Here is a 15,104-nt window from a genome sequence, read left to right as displayed (position 1 = left end):
CGCGCGGTCCTCGCCGCACCCTCGTGCGTGGAGGACCTCAGCGGCCTGCTCGTCGTCATGGTCGTGGCGGCGCTCGCCGGGCTCGCGCGCGCGGTCGTGCCGGCGCGGCTCGTGCCGGGTCCCGTCCTCGAGCTCGTCGCCGGCATCGCGCTCGGTCCGTCGCTCCTCGGGCTCCTCGTGGTCGACGACGCGGTACGGACCCTGTCCCTGCTCGGCCTCGCGGTGCTCCTCCTGCTCGCCGGTTCCGAGGTCGACCCGACGACGCTGCGGGGCCCGACGGGGCGTCGCGCCCTCCTCGCGGCCGGGGTCGGCGTGGGCCTCGCCGCCAGCCTCGGGGCGGGGCTCGCGGCATCGGGCGTCGTGGCCGGGCCGGCCGCCCTGCTCCTGGCCGTGACGCTCACCGGCACCGCCCTCGGCCTCGTCGTCCTCGTCGTGGTCGACGCCGGCCGCGCCGGGACACCCGCCGCCCAGGCGGCGTTCGTCGGCTCGTCCCTCGGCGAGATCACCGCCGTCCTCGGGCTGTCCCTGCTCTTCGGCATGGGCGGAGGCGGTCCCGCGGGGCGTGCCACCCTCCTCGTCGCCTTCGCCGCGATCGCCGTCGTCGTGCTCGCCGCGACGGCGGTCGGCGCCCGGGTCCCGCCGCTTCGGCGCGCGGTGACGGCGGGGCCTGCGGCCGGCGCCGAGACGGCGGTGCGGCTGCTCGTCGTGCTCCTGCTCGTCCTCGTCGTGCTCGCGACCCGGCTGGGTTTCGAGGCCGTGCTCGGCGCCTTCGTCGCCGGGCTCGTGCTGCGCGCGGCGCTGCCGCACGGGATGCGGGAGGGACCCGTGCTGCCGTCGGGGCTCCGGGCGCTCGCGCAGGGTCTGCTCGCCCCGGTCTTCTTCGTGGCCGCCGGGGCGTCGCTCGACGTCCGCGGGCTCGCCGTCGACCCGTCCGCCGCCGTGCTCGTGCCGGTCGTCGTCGTCGGGCTCCTGCTCGTGCGCACCGTGCCGGCGCTCCTGCGCACCGACCTCGCGCCGCGCGAGCGCGTCGCCGCCGGGCTCCTGCAGGCGGTGTCGCTCCCGCTGCTCGTCGTCGCCGGGACCCTCGGGCAGGAGTCGGGGCTCCTCGACGGCGCCCAGGCCGCGGCCCTCACCCTCGGGGGCCTCCTCACCGTGCTCGCCGTCCCACCGGTGGCGCTGCGCCTCCTGCCCGTCCCCGCCCCGGCCGACCGGTCCTCCCCCGCCGCCGTCCCCCTCGCGAAGGAGCACGTGTGACCACACCGTCGTCCGACACCGGCGCCCTGCGGCCCGGGGCGCGCCTGCCCGACCTCACGCTCCTCGACTCCGACGGGTACCCGCGGCGCCTGCTCGACCTGCCGGGCGGGGACCCGCTCGTCCTCCACCTGCACCGCGGCTGGTTCTGCCCGAAGGACCGGACCTACCTGCGCCGGGTGCTCCTGCCGTTCGCCGGGGAGCTCGGGGTCGCGTACGCGCGGCTGGTGTCCGTCAGCGTCGAACCGCCGGAGGTGCAGGCGGCCTACCGCGCGGGGCTCGACGCGACGTGGACGTTCCTCGCGGACCCGACACGCGTGCTGCAGACCACGCTCGACCTCCGCGAGTGGACGGACACCGTCCACGACCCGTACGTGCCGACGGTCGCGGTCGTGCGTCCCGACGGCATCGTCCACGAGACGTGGAACGGCTACTGGTACCTCGGGCGACCCGGCGCGGACGAGCTGCGCCGGTCGCTGCGCGAGGTGACCCGGCAGGTGCGCCGCGACTGGGTCGTCGAGCGGCCCGCGGGGACCCGTGCCTGACGCCGTCGCGTGGCTCGCGCTCCTCGACGAGCCGCCGGCCTCGGCGAGTCGCGCGGTGCCCGTGTCCGACGGGGCCGGTCGCCTCACGTGGCTGTGCGCGTGGCACGTCGTGCTGGGCGGCGGGGCGCCGGACGCCGCGTACTGGCGGCGCCCGTCCGCGGACGCGGTCCGCGTCGACCCCGACGTGCTGGCCGACGGGGCCACACCCGACGAGGGACCGTCGCTCGTCGTCGCGTGGACCGTGCCCATGCGACGGGCACGGCCCCTGCACGACGACCCGGCCGTCGTGGCGGCGACGCGGCGGGCGCTGCGCGACGGCGGCGGCCTGGCGTTGTGCACGGCCGCCGTGGCGGACACGGTCCACTGGGCCGGCGGGCTGAGCGCGGTCACCGAGGACGTCGCCGCTGCCTGGCCGGGGTGGCGGTCGCTCGACCCGTGGCGAGGACTCGCCCCGACGTGCGTGCTCGGCGTGCCGCCTGGTGTCCTCCGACCACGGGCGCTGCCGCCCGCCCCGGGCCTGCAGCGCCGGGCCGGGGCACCCTGGCCGGCCGGCACGTTCGCGACCGCCGGGGACCCGACGACAGGAGGACGACGATGACGGACGGGCGAGAGCAGGACGAGGCAGGGGCGGAGGCAGACGTCGAGGTCGACTGCGTCGTGGTCGGGGCCGGCCCCGCCGGGGAGGTCGCGGCCGGCAGGCTCGCCGACCACGGCATGGAGACCGCCGTCGTCGAGGTCGAGCGGGTCGGCGGGGACTGCTCGTTCTGGGCGTGCATCCCGAGCAAGGCGCTGCTGCGCCCCGGCCACGCCCGGCACGCGGCCCTGCGGGTGCCAGGTGCGGCGCAGGCCGTGACGGGACCGCTCGACGCGGACGCCGTCCTCGCCTTCCGCGACGAGGCCGTGTCCGGCTACGACGACTCGGGGCAGGTGCCGTGGCTCGACGGCAAGGGGGTGCGGCTCGTGCGCGGCGAGGGCCGTCTCGTCGGTGAACGCGTCGTCGAGGTGCGCGGGAGCGACGGCGGGACGACGCGTCTCACCGCCCGGCACGCCGTCGTCCTCGCGACCGGCTCGGCGGCCGCCGTCCCGGACGTGCCGGGCCTGCGGGACGCCGCCCCGTGGACGAGCCGTGACGTGACGTCCGCACGCCGCGTGCCCGAACGGCTCGTCGTCATCGGCGCGGGCGTCGTCGGGCTCGAGATGACGCAGGCGTTCACGCGGCTCGGGTCGTCGGTCACCCTCCTCGAGCGGGGCGACGCCCTCCTCCCGCGCCTGGAGCCGGTCGCCGGGCGGCTGCTCACCGAGGCGCTCACGGAGGACGGCGTCGACGTCCGCTTCGGGGCCGATGTCCGTCGGGTCGCGCGCGATGCCGACGGGACGGTCACCGTGACCCTCGCCGACGGGGAGGTCGTCGCCGACGAGGTCCTCGTCGCCGCTGGACGACGGCCGCGCACCGACGCGCTCGGCCTCGAGGTCGTCGGTCTCGAACCCGGCCTGGCGGTGCCCGTCGACGACACCCTCCGCAGCGAGCGGGCACCGTGGCTGTACGCGATCGGTGACGTCAACGGCCGCGTGCTCCTCACCCACCAGGGCAAGTACCAGGGCGGTGTCGCCGCCGACGCGATCGTCGCCCGCGCCCGGGGCGGGGAGCCGCCGACGACCGCGTGGGCCGACCACGCCGCCGTCCCGCAGGTGGTCGTCACCGACCCCGAGGTCGCCGCCGTCGGCCTCACGGCGGCACAGGCCCGCGACGCCGGGCACGAGGTCCGCGTGCTCGAGCACGACATGTCGACCGCCGGCAGCTACCTGCACTCCCCCGCCGGCTACCGCGGCGGCGCCGTCCTCGTGGTCGACGCCGCCCGTGACGTCGTGCTCGGCGCGACGTTCGTCGGCCAGGACGTCGCCGACCTCCTCCACTCCGCCACCGTCGCGGTCGTCGGCGAGGTTCCCCTGTCGCGGCTGCGGCACGCGGTGCCGTCGTTCCCCACGATGAGCGAGGTGTGGCTTCGGCTGCTCGAGGAGGCCGGGGTCTGAGCCGGCGGGCTCACGCGGCGGCGTCGCGCACCCGGTCCGCGGCGCCGTCGTCGAGCGTGACGCGGGTGCACGCGGCGGCGAGCCGCGGCAGGTCGTCGGGGGACACGAGCCCGGCCAGGGCGTCCGCGTCGTCGGGGAGCCCGACCGCGCGGGCGCCGTCGAGGACGCGGTCGTCGAGGAACGGGGCGACCTCGGGCCGGACGCCCTGCACCTCGCGGCAGTAGATGGCCGAGCCGGTCGGGCCGATGCCGGGCACCTCCTCGAGCAGCCGACGCAGTCCCTGGACGTCGTCGGCGGAGCCGTGCATGCGGCGCAGGTCGCCGCGCCAGCGCTCCTGCACGAGCTCGGCGGTGTCGCCGAGCATCGTCGCGGTGCGTTCGTCGTAGCGGCGGTACCCACCCTCGCCCAGAGCGTCGACGCGTTCCTGCCACGTCGCCTCCGCCATCGCCTTCGGTGTCCTCATGCCCGCCGAGGACAGGGCCCGTGCGGACGCGACGGCGATGCCGGCGTCGATCCGCGCCGACAGGAGGTTCGCGAGGACGAGGAGCCGGAACAAGGGCGACGGCGTGTCCTTGAGCCGGATGCCCGCCTCGGCCGCGTACGTCGTGCCGTGGGCGTCGAGGAGCGCACGGACGAGGTCGGTGCGGGTGGGGCTGCTCACCCGGTCATCGTGGTCGCGTCGGGCGTCGGACGCAGGTCCTCGCACGTCGTCGGACGAACTGTGGCCAGGCTCCCGGCACGGGATTCGAGGACCTGCCCCCGGACGTCGACGAGCGCTCGCTCACCGAGCCCACCCTCGTCGCCGACGTGCTCGACCTCGTCGTGCTCGAGCGCGACCGGCACGGCGGCGCGATCGCGGTGCTGCTGTGCGACGACGACGCGCGGCTGCGCGTGCCCGTCGTCGTCGGTGACATCCCGCCCGGGCTCACGCTCGCCGAGCGCACACGGAGCCCGAGGGCCTGAGCGTGCGGGCCGACGACGAGCTGTGGGCTCGCGCGGCCGTCGCCGCCTGCGCCTCCGGCACGCGCCTGCTCGGGGTCCACGTCATCACGCTCGAGGGGTCGCGACCGGTGCCCGTCCCTGCCTGACGACCGGGACGACACACGCCGGGCGGCTGGGCGGGCGCCCGGGCGGGTGACGTGCGCCACGCGCCCGTTGACACCCGCCCGGACCGTGCGGTTCCCTCGTCGCACCCATCCAGAGCGGCCGAGAGACGTGGCTCGTCGACGCCGCAGCAACCACCCTCCGGGGAAGGTGCTCCCGCCACGGCCGATGGAGGAGTCCATGCGCACCACGACCGAGGTCGTCACCACCCGCACGTCGCACCGGGTGCGGGTCGAGGCGGCGATGCGGGCGACGGAGTCCTGTCAGGCCTGAGCCGCCTGCCGGCACCGCGGCCCCAGCCGCGCGCTGTCGCCGACCCGTCCCTCGCAGACCTGCGCTGCGGCACCGTCGTCGTGCCCGCGCCCCGTGGAAGGCCCATCCGTGCCCGAGTCCCCCCGTCCCCGACCGCTCCCCTCGCCTCGTCCCCAGCCGCGCGGCTTCGCGACCGACCAGGTCCACGCCGGCGCCGACCCGGACGCCGCGTCCGGCGCGCGCATCCCGCCCATCCACCTCACCGCGGGCTTCGTCTTCGACAGCTTCGACACCGCCGCCGCCCGGTTCGCCGGCGACGACGACGGCTACACGTACTCCCGCGTCGGCAACCCCTCCCACACCGCTCTCGAGCGACGTCTCGCTGCCCTCGAGGGCGGCGACGACGCGATCCTCGTCGGGTCCGGGCAGGCCGCCGTCACCGTCGCCCTCCTCGGCGTCCTCGCCGCCGGCGACCGCCTGCTGAGCAGCGCGAGCCTCTACGAGGGCTCGCGGGGGCTGTTCCGTGACAACTTCTCCCGCTTCGGCATCGGTACCGACTTCGTCGACACCCCCACCGACGTCGAGGCGTGGCGACGGGCGATCCGGCCGACGACCCGGGCGCTCTTCGTCGAGTCGATCCCCAACCCGTCGAACGACCTCCACGACCTCGCCGCGCTCGCCGACCTCGCCCACGAGCACGGGCTCCCCCTCGTCGTCGACAACACCCTCGCGACGCCGTACCTGCTGCGCCCGCTCGAGCACGGCGCCGACGTCGTCGTGCACTCCGCGAGCAAGTTCCTCGCCGGGCACGGCGCCTCGCTCGGCGGGGTCGTCGTCGTCGGTGGCGACCACGCGTGGGCGCGCCGGGCGGACATGCACCCGCACCTGCACGAGCCGTCGGCGCTGCTGCGCGGTTCCTCGTGGACCGACGCGCACGGCGACGCGGCCTACGCCCGCTTCACGCGCGACCTCGTCGCCGCCCGCCTCGGCCCGACGATCTCGCCCGTCCACGCGTTCCTCCTCCAGCAGGGCGTCGAGACGCTGTCGCTGCGGGTCGCGCAGCACAGCCGCAACGCGCTCGCCGTCGCGCAGTGGCTGCACGCGCAACCCGACGTCGTCGACGTCGGCTACCCGGGCCTGCCGGGTCACCCGTCGCACGCGCTCGCGCAGCAGTACCTGCCGCGGGGGGCGGGCTCGGTGTTCACCGTCACGCTCGCCGGCGGCACCGACGCCGCGCGGGCGTTCGTCGACGCCCTCGCGCTCGTCAGCCACATGACGCACCTCGGGGACGTGCGCACGCTCGTCCTGCACCCGGCGTCGACCACCCACGCGCACCGCACGTCGGCGGAGCGGGCCGCGGCCGGCGTCCACGACGGGACGCTGCGGCTGTCCGTCGGGATCGAGGACGTCGCGGACGTCGTCGCCGACCTCGCCCGCGGCCTCGCCGCCGTCCGCGACGCCCTCACCGCCGCGCCCGCGGCCTGACCCCCAGGAGCAGGAGCATGGGACGACTGCAGCACCTCGGCTGGTTCTTCTCCCGCGGGTTCGGCCCGCAGGGCTGGGGCCGCGAGGACCACCGCTGGGGGTACCGCTGGCAGGAGCCGCGGCTGTACCAGCAGGCGGTCCGCGAGCTCGAGCAGGCGGGGCTCGACCTCGTGATCATGGAGGACGCGGTGTCGCTCGGGAACCCGGAGACCCTCGACCTGCGGGTCCGCGAGGCCTACGGCGGACCGAAGCACGACCCGCTGCTGCTCGCGCCGTACCTTTTCGACGTCACCTCGCACATCGGCCTCGCACCGACGGTGAACGCCGGCATCACCCCGCCGTACCTCGCGGCGCGGCAGGCGGCGACGCTGCAGCACCTGTCGGGGTACCGGTTCGGGCTCAACGTCGTCACCGACGTCGGCAGCGCCCGGCACGTCGGCGCCGCCCCGCTGCCGCACGACGCCGCCTACGACCGGGCCGAGGAGTGGGTCGGCGTCGTCAGGCGGTTGTGGCACTCGTGGGGCGACGGCGCCTTGGTCGCCGACGAGGGGACGTGGCGGTTCGCCGACGGCGACCGGATCGACGCGTTCCGGCACAGCGGCGAGTACTTCGACGTCGCCGGCCCGCTCAACGCCGTGCCGTTCGCGGACGGCGACGACCCGGTGGTGGTCTCTCCCGGCGGGTCACCGCGCGGGCTCGCGTTCGCCGGCGCCCACTCCGACGTGCAGCTCGCCCTCGCCCCGCTCGACGTCGACAGCGTCCGCGCCTACCGGCGCCGTGTCCTCGACGCCGCCGCGGCCGCCGGGCGCAGCGACAAGGACATCCGCGTCCTGTTCGTCGTGAAGCCGGAGATCGTGGCGAGCCCGGAGGAGGCGGACCGCGTCGTCGAGGCGTCCCGGCACCCGAGCGAGGCGGACCTGCTCCGCATCGCCGTCGGGCAGTCGAGCGACCTCGAGACCGACCTGACGCGCCTGCCGCTCGACGAGCCGGTGCCCGCGTCGGCGTTCGGGGACCACGTGTCGCAGGGCACGATCCGCGGGCTGCTCGGCAGGGACGGCGAGCTGGGTCGGGACACGCTCCGCGAGGTGCTGACCCGGAAGGCGCGGAAGGGCCGCCTGGCGGACCGGACGGGGTTCGTCGGCACGGCGGAGGAGCTCGCCGACTACGTCGAGGGGATGGGCGACGACGCCGGCAACAACGGCTGGATCCTGTCCGGCGACCTCCACCCGACGACCGTCCACCGGATGCTCGACGACCTCGTGCCGGTGCTGCGGCGCCGCGGCGTGCTGCGGAGCGAGTACGGGGACGGCGGGGTGCGGGCGAACCTCTTCGACTTCTGAGGGGTGCTCACGCCTGCCCGGCCGGCACGCCCTCCGCCTGCCGCGCGGCGGGCACCCGCAGGTCGATCTCCTCGCGCGCGCCGATGCCCTCGACGTCGTGCAGCTCCGGCCGGGGCGTGGTGAGCAGCGCCGTCACGACGAAGACGACGAGCGAGGCGCCCGTGGCGAGGAAGACCGGGTAGCCGTCGAACCCGGCCGTGACGAACGAGTTCGGCACGTACAGCAGGTCGTTCGGTGCCCCGTAGATCGTCGGGGTGAGGACGAACGTCGTGAGGCGCACGACCGCCCCGGTGAGGATCGCCGCGAGGGCGGCCGCGGGCGTCGAGCGGGCCCAGTAGACCCCCAGCGCGAACGGAACGAGCAGGCACGCGCCCATGACGTCGAACGCGAGGGTGAGGAGGATCCCGGTCTGCGGCACCTGGATGGCGAGCAGGATGCCGATCCCGACGACCGGGAGCATGAACAGCCGCACGAGGCGGAGCTGGGTGTCGGTGTGCCCGTGGCCGGTGCCGAGGCGGCGCTGGCCGACGATGTTGCGCGTGATGACGGACGCGGTACCGAGCACGGCCCCGTTCGCCGTCGAGCACGACGCGGCGATGATCCCGGACAGGACGAGGATGGCGAGACCGATCGGCGCCGCGTCCGTGATGATCGTGAAGAGGACCGGGCCGTCGGCGGGGTCCACGGCGGTGCCCGCGGACAGCGCGATGAGGGCGTAGAGGACGCCGACGAACGCAGTCCCGGCAGCCCCGACGAAGCACGCGCGACGGGCGATCGACGGGCTGCCCGCGGAGAAGATCCGCTGCATGAAGTCGAGCGCGACGATGTCGCCGAGCGCGAGCGCGAACAGCGTCCCCCAGTTGATGGGGGCGCCCTGCGCGGGGTCGGTGAGCTGGCCGAGGTCGAACGGCCCCATGCCCTCGGGGATCGAGATGCCGTACGTCGTGGCGACCCACAGGAAGAGCGCGACCACCGCGACCAGCGTGATGATCATCTGCAGGGCGGCGGTGTACGCGTCGGAGATCATGCCGCCGGCGACGGTGTAGGTGAGGATCACCGCGACGAGCAGGACGACGCCGAGCGCGTAGCCCGTGCCGAGGAACCGGTCGAGGATGAGCCCGCCCGCCACGAGGTTGCCCGCGAGGAGGATGCCGAAGCTCACGACCATGAGGACGGAGCTGAGGACCTCCACGAGGCGGCCGTAGCGGCGCCGGTAGAAGTCGCCGAGGGTGTACAGGCGCATGCGGTTCATGCGCGGCGCGAAGAAGATGCCGGTGAGCAGCAGGCACAGCGCGAGCCCGAGCGGCAGGGACGCGCCGGCCCAGAACCCGAACGACGCCGTGAGGTCGGTGTTGCCCAGCGTCGCGTTCGAGTCGACGGCCTGGCCCATGAGCCCGGCCGCCGCCAGCGGCAGGGGCAGGGCCCGGCCGGCGACGAGGAAGTTGGTGGTGTCGCCGTCGACGCGTCGGGCCACGACGAGCCCGACGACGAGGACGGCCACGACCGTGAGCGCGACTCCGAGGATGATCATGACGATGACTCCTTGCGCGGTCGGTGGCGCCGGGGTGGGAGGAGGGGTCTAGGCGCGGCCCTTGGGGAGGTGGCCGGAGCGCACGAGGCAGCCCAACGTGTCGCAGATGACCCGGGTGGAGATCAGCGCGGTGATCTCGGCGTTGTCGTAGGGCGGGGAGCACTCCACGACCTCGATCCCGGCCAGCGGCCGGGCGTCGGCGATGATCTGGATGAACTTCAGGACCTCGCGGGGGAGGAACCCGCCGGGCTCGGGCCAGCCGGTGCCGGGCACGAACGCGGCGTCGAGGCAGTCGACGTCGAACGACAGCCACACGGCCTCGGCGCCGTCCCACGCGACCTCGAGCGCGCGCTCGGCGGCGGCCTCGATACCCATGTCGACGGCGTCGGTGAGGGTCATGATCGTCGTACCGCGCTCCCGGCCGACCTGCACCCCGGGGCGGGGGGCCTGCCAGCCGCCGATGCCGATCTGGACGAGGTTCTTCGGCGGCACGTTGGGGATGTCCGTGGCGTGGAACCACGGGGTGGTGTGCATCCGCTCGTCGAGGTCGGTCTCCTGGGTGTCGACGTGGCGGTCGAAGTGGATGATCCCGAGGTTGCCGCCGAGGTGCTCCGCGACGCCCCGGGTCGTCGGGTAGCCGATGGAGTGGTCGCCGCCGAGCACGACGGGGAACGCCCCGGAGGCGAAGACGTGCCCGACGGCCTTCGACACCTGGTCGAACGTCTTCTCGATGTTGCCCGGGATGGTGAAGACGTCCCCGAGGTCGCCGATGGTGATGGTCTCGCGCAGGTCGACGCCGAGCTCGAAGCTGTACGGGCCGTAGAGGGCGGAGATCCTGCGGATGCCCTGCGGTCCGAACCGCGTGCCGGGGCGGTAGGTGGTGCCGCCGTCGAAGGGAACCCCGAGGACGGCGACGTCGTAGTCGCCGGCACGGCGGACGTCCTCCACGTACGGGGCCTTGAGGAACGTGTTGATGCCGGCGAAGTGGGGCAGCTCGCCGCGGGAGAACGTGGGGATGCGCTTGTCGACGATGGAGTCGGCGCCGGGCAGCCCGAGCTCGAGCCCGCGGTCGATCTCCTCCTGCCACTTGCTGAGCGGCAGCGTCGACTCGGCCTCGACCGCGTAGCGCGCCTCGGGGCCGTAGTGCTCGTGGCCGGGTGCGGCGCCGGGGTGGTGGCCGTCGGGGTGCGGGTGGTGGCGGTGGAAGGCGCCCACAGGAGACTCCTCGCGTCGGCGGCGGACCTCGTCCGTCGCGTCCTTCGGGTCTCCCGGGCTTTTGTCCCGCCGTGGCGCGGCGCCGGCGGCCGGCGTCACGTGCCCCTCTCGGACCAGCCTCCCGGCGGGGAGCGGAACCCTAGGAGCGCCCCACCGTGGGGGTGGGTCGGCGCCAGCCAAGCGGCCGGCGGTGTCACCGGCGTCTCGGGATCGTTACGTTCGCGTTGCCGTCGCCTCGCGCACACCGGCAGGCCACGTGTGCTCGTGCACGCCGAACATGTCGTCGTCGTCCACGACGTCACCAGAGGTGCCACGGTCAGGTTCGTTCGGCGGCCGGTCCGGCGGAGCGGTGTCGCGCCAGAGGCGGCTCGCGCGTTGCCGCCACGCGGGTCGGGGTCGTCGTTGCGGGTCGACCCACCGGGGTGGGGTGACGGTCACCTGCTGGGCCTCGTCGATCGCGACCGCCCACGTGCCGGCGTGCACCGCGGTGTGGTGGCCCGGGCACAGCAGGAGCAGGTTCGCGAGGTCAGTCGGGCCGCCGTCGGCCCAGTGCACGACGTGATGGGCGTCGCAGATCGCCGGCGCCGCGCCGCAGCCGGGGATCACGCACCCCTGGTCGCGGCCGGCGAGCGCCCGACGCTGGGTGAGGGTTGCGAGGCGCTCCTCCTGGCCCACGTCGAGCGGCCCGGCGCTCGGGCTGTCGACGATCCGCTGCAACACTGCGTCGCACGCGAGCCGGCGGGTCGCCCACGGCGGGATCGGGTCCCCGCCCTCCACCTCGGCGAGCCCGACCGGGCCGGCCGAGGCACGGTGGCGGTGGTCGGCGAGCTGCTCGGGGGTGACGTGCACGACGACCCGGGGGCGCTCCCCGCGGCGCGGGTGCGCGACGCCGAGCGCCGTCTCCACCAGGTGCGCGAGGGCGTCCGCGCGGCGTTGCCGCGGCTGGCGCCGGTCCCGCTCCCCGTCCGCACCCGGCAGGCACCCGTCCGCGCACTCGCCGCGCCCCGGCACCGACGCCCGCCGAGGACCGTCGCCCGCCTCACCCGTCGGGTCGGGGCCGGACCAGCGGTTCAACGCCGCGCGCAGCGCCGCCCCGGTGACCGGGTCCAGCTGGAACCGACCCACCGTCATCCCGGTGGCGTCGGTGGCGAGGTCGAGGAAGCGCCGGTTCACCGACTCCGCGTCGAAGGCATCCGCCCGCTCCGGCGCCAGCGTCGCCAGCAGGTGCCGGCACGCGCGCTCGAGGTCCAACGGGCTCGCGTCGCTCGTCGCGAGCAGGAGGTAGGCGGCCACCTTCTCGCCGGCGCCCTCGCGGTCCAGCACGTGCTGCGGGATCCGGTCCAGGCACCGCACCGCCGTGTCGACGTGCGCCCGCGTGCAGCGACCCTCCGCCAGGGCACCAGCGAACGGCGCCAACGGCTCCCCCGGCGCCAGCGCCCGCGCGGCCGCCACGTCCCGACGAGCCTGCGAAGGACCAACCAGGCACGCCGTCCGCAGGAACCCCTCCGGCGACGTCGCCACCGGTGACGCCTCCGCCACCCCCCGCTGGTCCACCTCGCGCACCAGGCGCAGGTGCACCGACTCCAGCAACGCCCGCGACCGCGCGAGCTCGGGGATCGCATCGAGCACCTCGCGGTCCGTCACCTGCCACGCCGCACCCTCCTCCACCGCGTCGGCGAGGTCGACAAGAGCCGAACGGAGCCGCCCGAGGCGCGCACGCAGCGTCGACTGCGACTCCTCGCCCTCGCACGGACCCATGTCGACCCCCTTGCTCCTGCGACCACTCTACTCGAACATACGTTCGATTGCGAGGGGGACACTGGACGATGTGGACGACGTCCGCACCCCCTCAACGGCCGGCCCCGATACTGACCGCCGTGCACCTGCGGGAGCTCCGGCCCACCACCGACGAGGCAGTCGCCCACAGCCTGCTCGTGCTCCAGCGCGAGGCCTACGCCGTCGAGGCGCAGCTCCTCGGCGACGACCGCATCCCCGCGCTCCACGAGTGCCTCGACGCCCTCCGCGCGGCCCCGCTCCACTGGCTCGGCGCACTGGGTGACGACCACCTCCTCGGCGCCGTCGCCTGGTCGGCCACGGACGCGCTCGTCGACGTCGACCGCCTCGTCGTCTCCCCCGCCGCGCACCGTGGCGGCATCGGCACCCGACTCGTGAGCCACGTCATCGACCTCGCCGGCAGCCGCGACGTCAGCGTCTCCACCGGCAGCGGCAACGCCCCCGCCCGCGCACTGTACGAGCGCCTCGGCTTCGCACGCGTCGACGACGTCGAGGTGCTCCCCAGGCTGTGGGTGACGCGCTACCGGCTCACTCCCTCGGCTCCCCGGCCCGGACGAGCCCGTGCTCGTACGCCAGCGCGATGACCTGCGGGCGGTCGCGCGCGCCGAGCTTGTCGAGCACCCGTCCCAGATGGGTCTTCACCGTCGTCTCGCCGAGGTAGAGCCGGGCGGCCACCTCCGCGTTCGACAGGCCGCGCGCCACGAGGCGCAGGACGTCGGTCTCCCGGGGTGTCAGCCGCTCGAGCAGGGGTGACGCGGGCGCGGCGGCGGGCCGCGCTGCGTAGGCCTCGACGACCCGCGGCACGACGGCGGGGTCGAGCACGCCCCTGCCGGCGGCCGCCTCGCGGACGGCCTCGAGCAGCCGCTCGGGCGAGGACGACTTGAGGAGGAAGCCGGTGACGAGCTGGCGGAGGGCGGCGTCGACGACCGGGTCGTCGTCGAAGGTCGTGAGGATGACGATCCGCGCGGCGGACCCCTCGGCCCGCAGCCGGGCGGCGGCCGCGAGTCCGTCGAGACGCGGCATCCGCACGTCCATGAGGACGACGTCCGGACGCAGGCGCGTCACGACCTCGACGGCCTGCAGACCGTCGACCGCCTCCCCGACGACCTCGATGTCGTCCTCGCCGTCGAGGAGCATGCGCAGCCCGGCGCGCACCATCGCCTCGTCGTCGCACACGACGACGCGGACCGTCCGCCCCTCGCCGGTCACGAGGGCACCGGCAGGGAGGCGCGGACGGCGAACCCGCCGTCGCGGCGCGGTCCGGCCTCCAGGCGGCCGCCGAAGAGGGCCACCCGCTCGCGCATCCCGACGAGCCCGTGCCCACCGGAACCGTCGGAGGCCCGCGACCCGCCCGGCAGCGGCCGGGCCGGTCCGTCGTCGACGACCTCGAGGCACAGGCCGTCGCCATCCCAGCGCACAACGACCCCGATGGGCGAGCCCGGGGCGTGGCGGAGCGCGTTGTGCGTCGCCTCCTGCAGCACCCGGAACGCCGACGCGTCGAGGGCGGGCGGCAGCGAGCGCGCCGGCTCCCCCTCGACGGCGACGCGGACGTCGGTCCCGGTGGCGCGCAGCTCCGCGACGAGGTCGTCGAGCCGGGACAGGGACGGTGCGGGGGCGAGCGCGTCGGCGTCGCCGGTGCGGACGAGCCCGACGACCCGGCGGAGCTCCTCCACGCCGCGGCGACCGAGGTCCTCGACGCCCGCGAGCGCGTCCCGCTCGACGGGCCGGTCCGCGAGCCGGCGCCGGACGACGCCGACCTGCAGCGTCATGACGCTCATCGTGTGCGCGACGGCGTCGTGCAGCTCCCGGGAGATGCGGGCGCGCTCCTCCTCGACGACCTGCCGCTCGCGGTGGGCGCGTTCCGCACGCAGCTGGGCGGTGAGGTCCGCCAGCTGCAGGCTCCGCGCGCGCTCGCGCCGAAGCAGCAGGCCCATGCCCCAGCCGAGGCCGAGGATGACGGCGAAGAAGAGGAACTCCCACGCCGACTCCCCCGCGACGACGAGCGTGACGGCGGGGACGAGCACCGCGAGGCCGTACACGACCGCGGAACGCCGCACCGTGGCGCGGTAGCCCGCCCACAGCAGGCAGGCGAGCAGCACGATGAGCTGTGCGCCGCCGGGTCCGGGCGAGTCGAGGAGCAGCGAGGGGACGGGGAAGAGGGCGACCTGCAGCAACGCTCCGACCACCGGCAGGACGACGGCGACCGCGACACCCGCGCCGAGGGCGAGCGCGACGAGCACGCTGCCAGGCCCCAGCGCGGTGACCCGCTGGTCGGCGGCCGACTCCACGAGGGCGACCGCGACCGCTGCGAGGGGCAGGAGGACGGCGAGGGCGCGTCGCACCGACGGGCGGGCGAGGACGGCGGGGGGCACGCCGTGACGGTAGGGCCCGACGGGCCACGTCCGGGTCCTCCCCCGGGAGGACCCGCCGGTCGGCGGGGTCGTGTCCGGGGACGAGCCAGGTCGGGCTCCGCGTCCGATCCGCCGCGAGACGGGCGCGGACAGAGTCGTCCCCGACGCCGCACCGACCGGAGCGGCACCGACCCAGGAGGTTCCT

General features: G+C 75.6%; 15 protein-coding genes and 2 riboswitches. Of the genes, 9 read left to right on the top strand and 6 right to left on the bottom strand.

Features of this window, described 5'->3' with window-relative positions:
* The first annotated feature begins 27 nt into the window (after positions 1-27).
* Genes WAB14_RS01335 through WAB14_RS01320 form a run of 4 tightly spaced genes read left to right on the top strand, consistent with a single transcriptional unit; the run spans position 28 to position 3,827 of the window.
* On the top strand, positions 28-1,254 hold the full coding sequence (locus tag WAB14_RS01335) for a cation:proton antiporter (RefSeq protein ID WP_340266615.1): 1,227 nt from the start codon (positions 28-30) through the stop codon (positions 1,252-1,254).
* Complete coding sequence (locus WAB14_RS01330) at positions 1,251-1,796, top strand: redoxin domain-containing protein (protein ID WP_340266613.1); 546 nt, start codon at positions 1,251-1,253, stop codon at positions 1,794-1,796. The genes WAB14_RS01335 and WAB14_RS01330 overlap by 4 nt, the downstream gene beginning before the upstream one ends.
* Positions 1,789-2,394: a hypothetical protein gene (locus tag WAB14_RS01325; protein WP_340266611.1), complete on the top strand. Its 606-nt coding sequence runs from the start codon at positions 1,789-1,791 to the stop codon at positions 2,392-2,394. The genes WAB14_RS01330 and WAB14_RS01325 overlap by 8 nt, the downstream gene beginning before the upstream one ends.
* Entirely contained in the window at positions 2,391-3,827 is a 1,437-nt protein-coding gene (locus tag WAB14_RS01320) for a dihydrolipoyl dehydrogenase family protein (RefSeq protein WP_340266609.1), read from the top strand. Before WAB14_RS01325 ends, WAB14_RS01320 begins: the two co-directional genes overlap by 4 nt.
* A gap of 10 nt (positions 3,828-3,837) precedes the next feature.
* Here WAB14_RS01320 and WAB14_RS01315 read toward each other — a convergent pair whose 3' ends face one another.
* A complete protein-coding gene (locus WAB14_RS01315) occupies positions 3,838-4,488 on the bottom strand; it encodes an HhH-GDP family DNA glycosylase (RefSeq protein ID WP_340266607.1) in 651 nt (216 codons plus the stop codon).
* A gap of 146 nt (positions 4,489-4,634) precedes the next feature.
* On the opposite strand from WAB14_RS01315, the gene WAB14_RS01310 reads away from it, so the two are divergent.
* From WAB14_RS01310 to WAB14_RS01295, 4 genes are all read left to right on the top strand, one after another.
* The gene (locus tag WAB14_RS01310; RefSeq protein ID WP_340266605.1) at positions 4,635-4,790 is read left to right on the top strand and encodes a hypothetical protein; all 156 of its coding nucleotides are present in this window, start codon (positions 4,635-4,637) and stop codon (positions 4,788-4,790) included.
* Between the two features lie 2 nt (positions 4,791-4,792).
* The gene (locus WAB14_RS01305; RefSeq protein WP_340266603.1) at positions 4,793-4,915 is read left to right on the top strand and encodes a hypothetical protein; all 123 of its coding nucleotides are present in this window, start codon (positions 4,793-4,795) and stop codon (positions 4,913-4,915) included.
* 102 nt (positions 4,916-5,017) lie between these two features.
* A riboswitch (SAM riboswitch) is annotated at positions 5,018-5,106 on the top strand.
* Between the two features lie 206 nt (positions 5,107-5,312).
* Positions 5,313-6,668: an O-acetylhomoserine aminocarboxypropyltransferase/cysteine synthase family protein gene (locus WAB14_RS01300; RefSeq protein WP_340266601.1), complete on the top strand. Its 1,356-nt coding sequence runs from the start codon at positions 5,313-5,315 to the stop codon at positions 6,666-6,668.
* A gap of 17 nt (positions 6,669-6,685) precedes the next feature.
* The gene (locus WAB14_RS01295; protein ID WP_340266599.1) at positions 6,686-8,008 is read left to right on the top strand and encodes an LLM class flavin-dependent oxidoreductase; all 1,323 of its coding nucleotides are present in this window, start codon (positions 6,686-6,688) and stop codon (positions 8,006-8,008) included.
* A gap of 7 nt (positions 8,009-8,015) precedes the next feature.
* Here WAB14_RS01295 and WAB14_RS01290 read toward each other — a convergent pair whose 3' ends face one another.
* The 3 genes from WAB14_RS01290 to WAB14_RS01280 form a co-directional block, all read right to left on the bottom strand.
* On the bottom strand, positions 8,016-9,539 hold the full coding sequence (locus WAB14_RS01290) for a high affinity choline transporter 1 (RefSeq protein ID WP_340266598.1): 1,524 nt from the start codon (positions 9,537-9,539) through the stop codon (positions 8,016-8,018).
* A gap of 48 nt (positions 9,540-9,587) precedes the next feature.
* On the bottom strand, positions 9,588-10,754 hold the full coding sequence (locus WAB14_RS01285; RefSeq protein WP_340266596.1) for an agmatinase family protein: 1,167 nt from the start codon (positions 10,752-10,754) through the stop codon (positions 9,588-9,590).
* Positions 10,755-10,802: 48 nt separating this feature from the next.
* A riboswitch (guanidine-I (ykkC/yxkD leader) is annotated at positions 10,803-10,908 on the bottom strand.
* 59 nt (positions 10,909-10,967) lie between these two features.
* Positions 10,968-12,512 carry an HNH endonuclease signature motif containing protein gene (locus WAB14_RS01280; protein WP_340266594.1) on the bottom strand — a complete coding sequence of 515 codons (1,545 nt, stop codon included), beginning with the start codon at positions 12,510-12,512 and terminating at the stop codon, positions 10,968-10,970.
* Between the two features lie 119 nt (positions 12,513-12,631).
* Between WAB14_RS01280 and WAB14_RS01275 the strand changes: the two genes are divergently transcribed.
* Positions 12,632-13,132 (top strand): GNAT family N-acetyltransferase, encoded by a 501-nt coding sequence (locus WAB14_RS01275; protein WP_340266592.1) that lies wholly within the window; start codon positions 12,632-12,634, stop codon positions 13,130-13,132.
* On the opposite strand, the gene WAB14_RS01270 is transcribed toward WAB14_RS01275, so the two are convergent.
* Both WAB14_RS01270 and WAB14_RS01265 read right to left on the bottom strand, forming a co-directional pair.
* Positions 13,077-13,757 carry a response regulator gene (locus tag WAB14_RS01270; protein WP_340266590.1) on the bottom strand — a complete coding sequence of 227 codons (681 nt, stop codon included), beginning with the start codon at positions 13,755-13,757 and terminating at the stop codon, positions 13,077-13,079. The two genes, WAB14_RS01275 and WAB14_RS01270, sit on opposite strands and share 56 nt — an antisense overlap.
* Positions 13,754-14,920, bottom strand: coding sequence for a sensor histidine kinase (locus WAB14_RS01265; RefSeq protein ID WP_340266588.1), 1,167 nt, complete (start codon positions 14,918-14,920; stop codon positions 13,754-13,756). The genes WAB14_RS01270 and WAB14_RS01265 overlap by 4 nt, the downstream gene beginning before the upstream one ends.
* Between the last annotated feature and the right edge of the window lie 184 nt (positions 14,921-15,104).

The sequence above is a fragment of the Aquipuribacter nitratireducens genome (assembly GCF_037860835.1).
In the GTDB taxonomy this organism is placed as follows: domain Bacteria; phylum Actinomycetota; class Actinomycetes; order Actinomycetales; family JBBAYJ01; genus Aquipuribacter; species Aquipuribacter nitratireducens.
Note: the sequence above shows the minus strand (reverse complement) of the source record. Positions and strands in the feature narration are given on the sequence as shown.

Excerpts from the sequence above, each read along its gene's own strand:
- WAB14_RS01320 (WP_340266609.1), top strand. The coding sequence starts at position 2,391 with ATGACGGACGGGCGAGAGCAGGACGAGGCAGGGGCGGAGGCAGACGTC.
- WAB14_RS01295 (WP_340266599.1), top strand. The coding sequence starts at position 6,686 with ATGGGACGACTGCAGCACCTCGGCTGGTTCTTCTCCCGCGGGTTCGGC.
- WAB14_RS01290 (WP_340266598.1), bottom strand. The coding sequence starts at position 9,539 with ATGATCATCCTCGGAGTCGCGCTCACGGTCGTGGCCGTCCTCGTCGTC.
- WAB14_RS01280 (WP_340266594.1), bottom strand. The coding sequence starts at position 12,512 with ATGGGTCCGTGCGAGGGCGAGGAGTCGCAGTCGACGCTGCGTGCGCGC.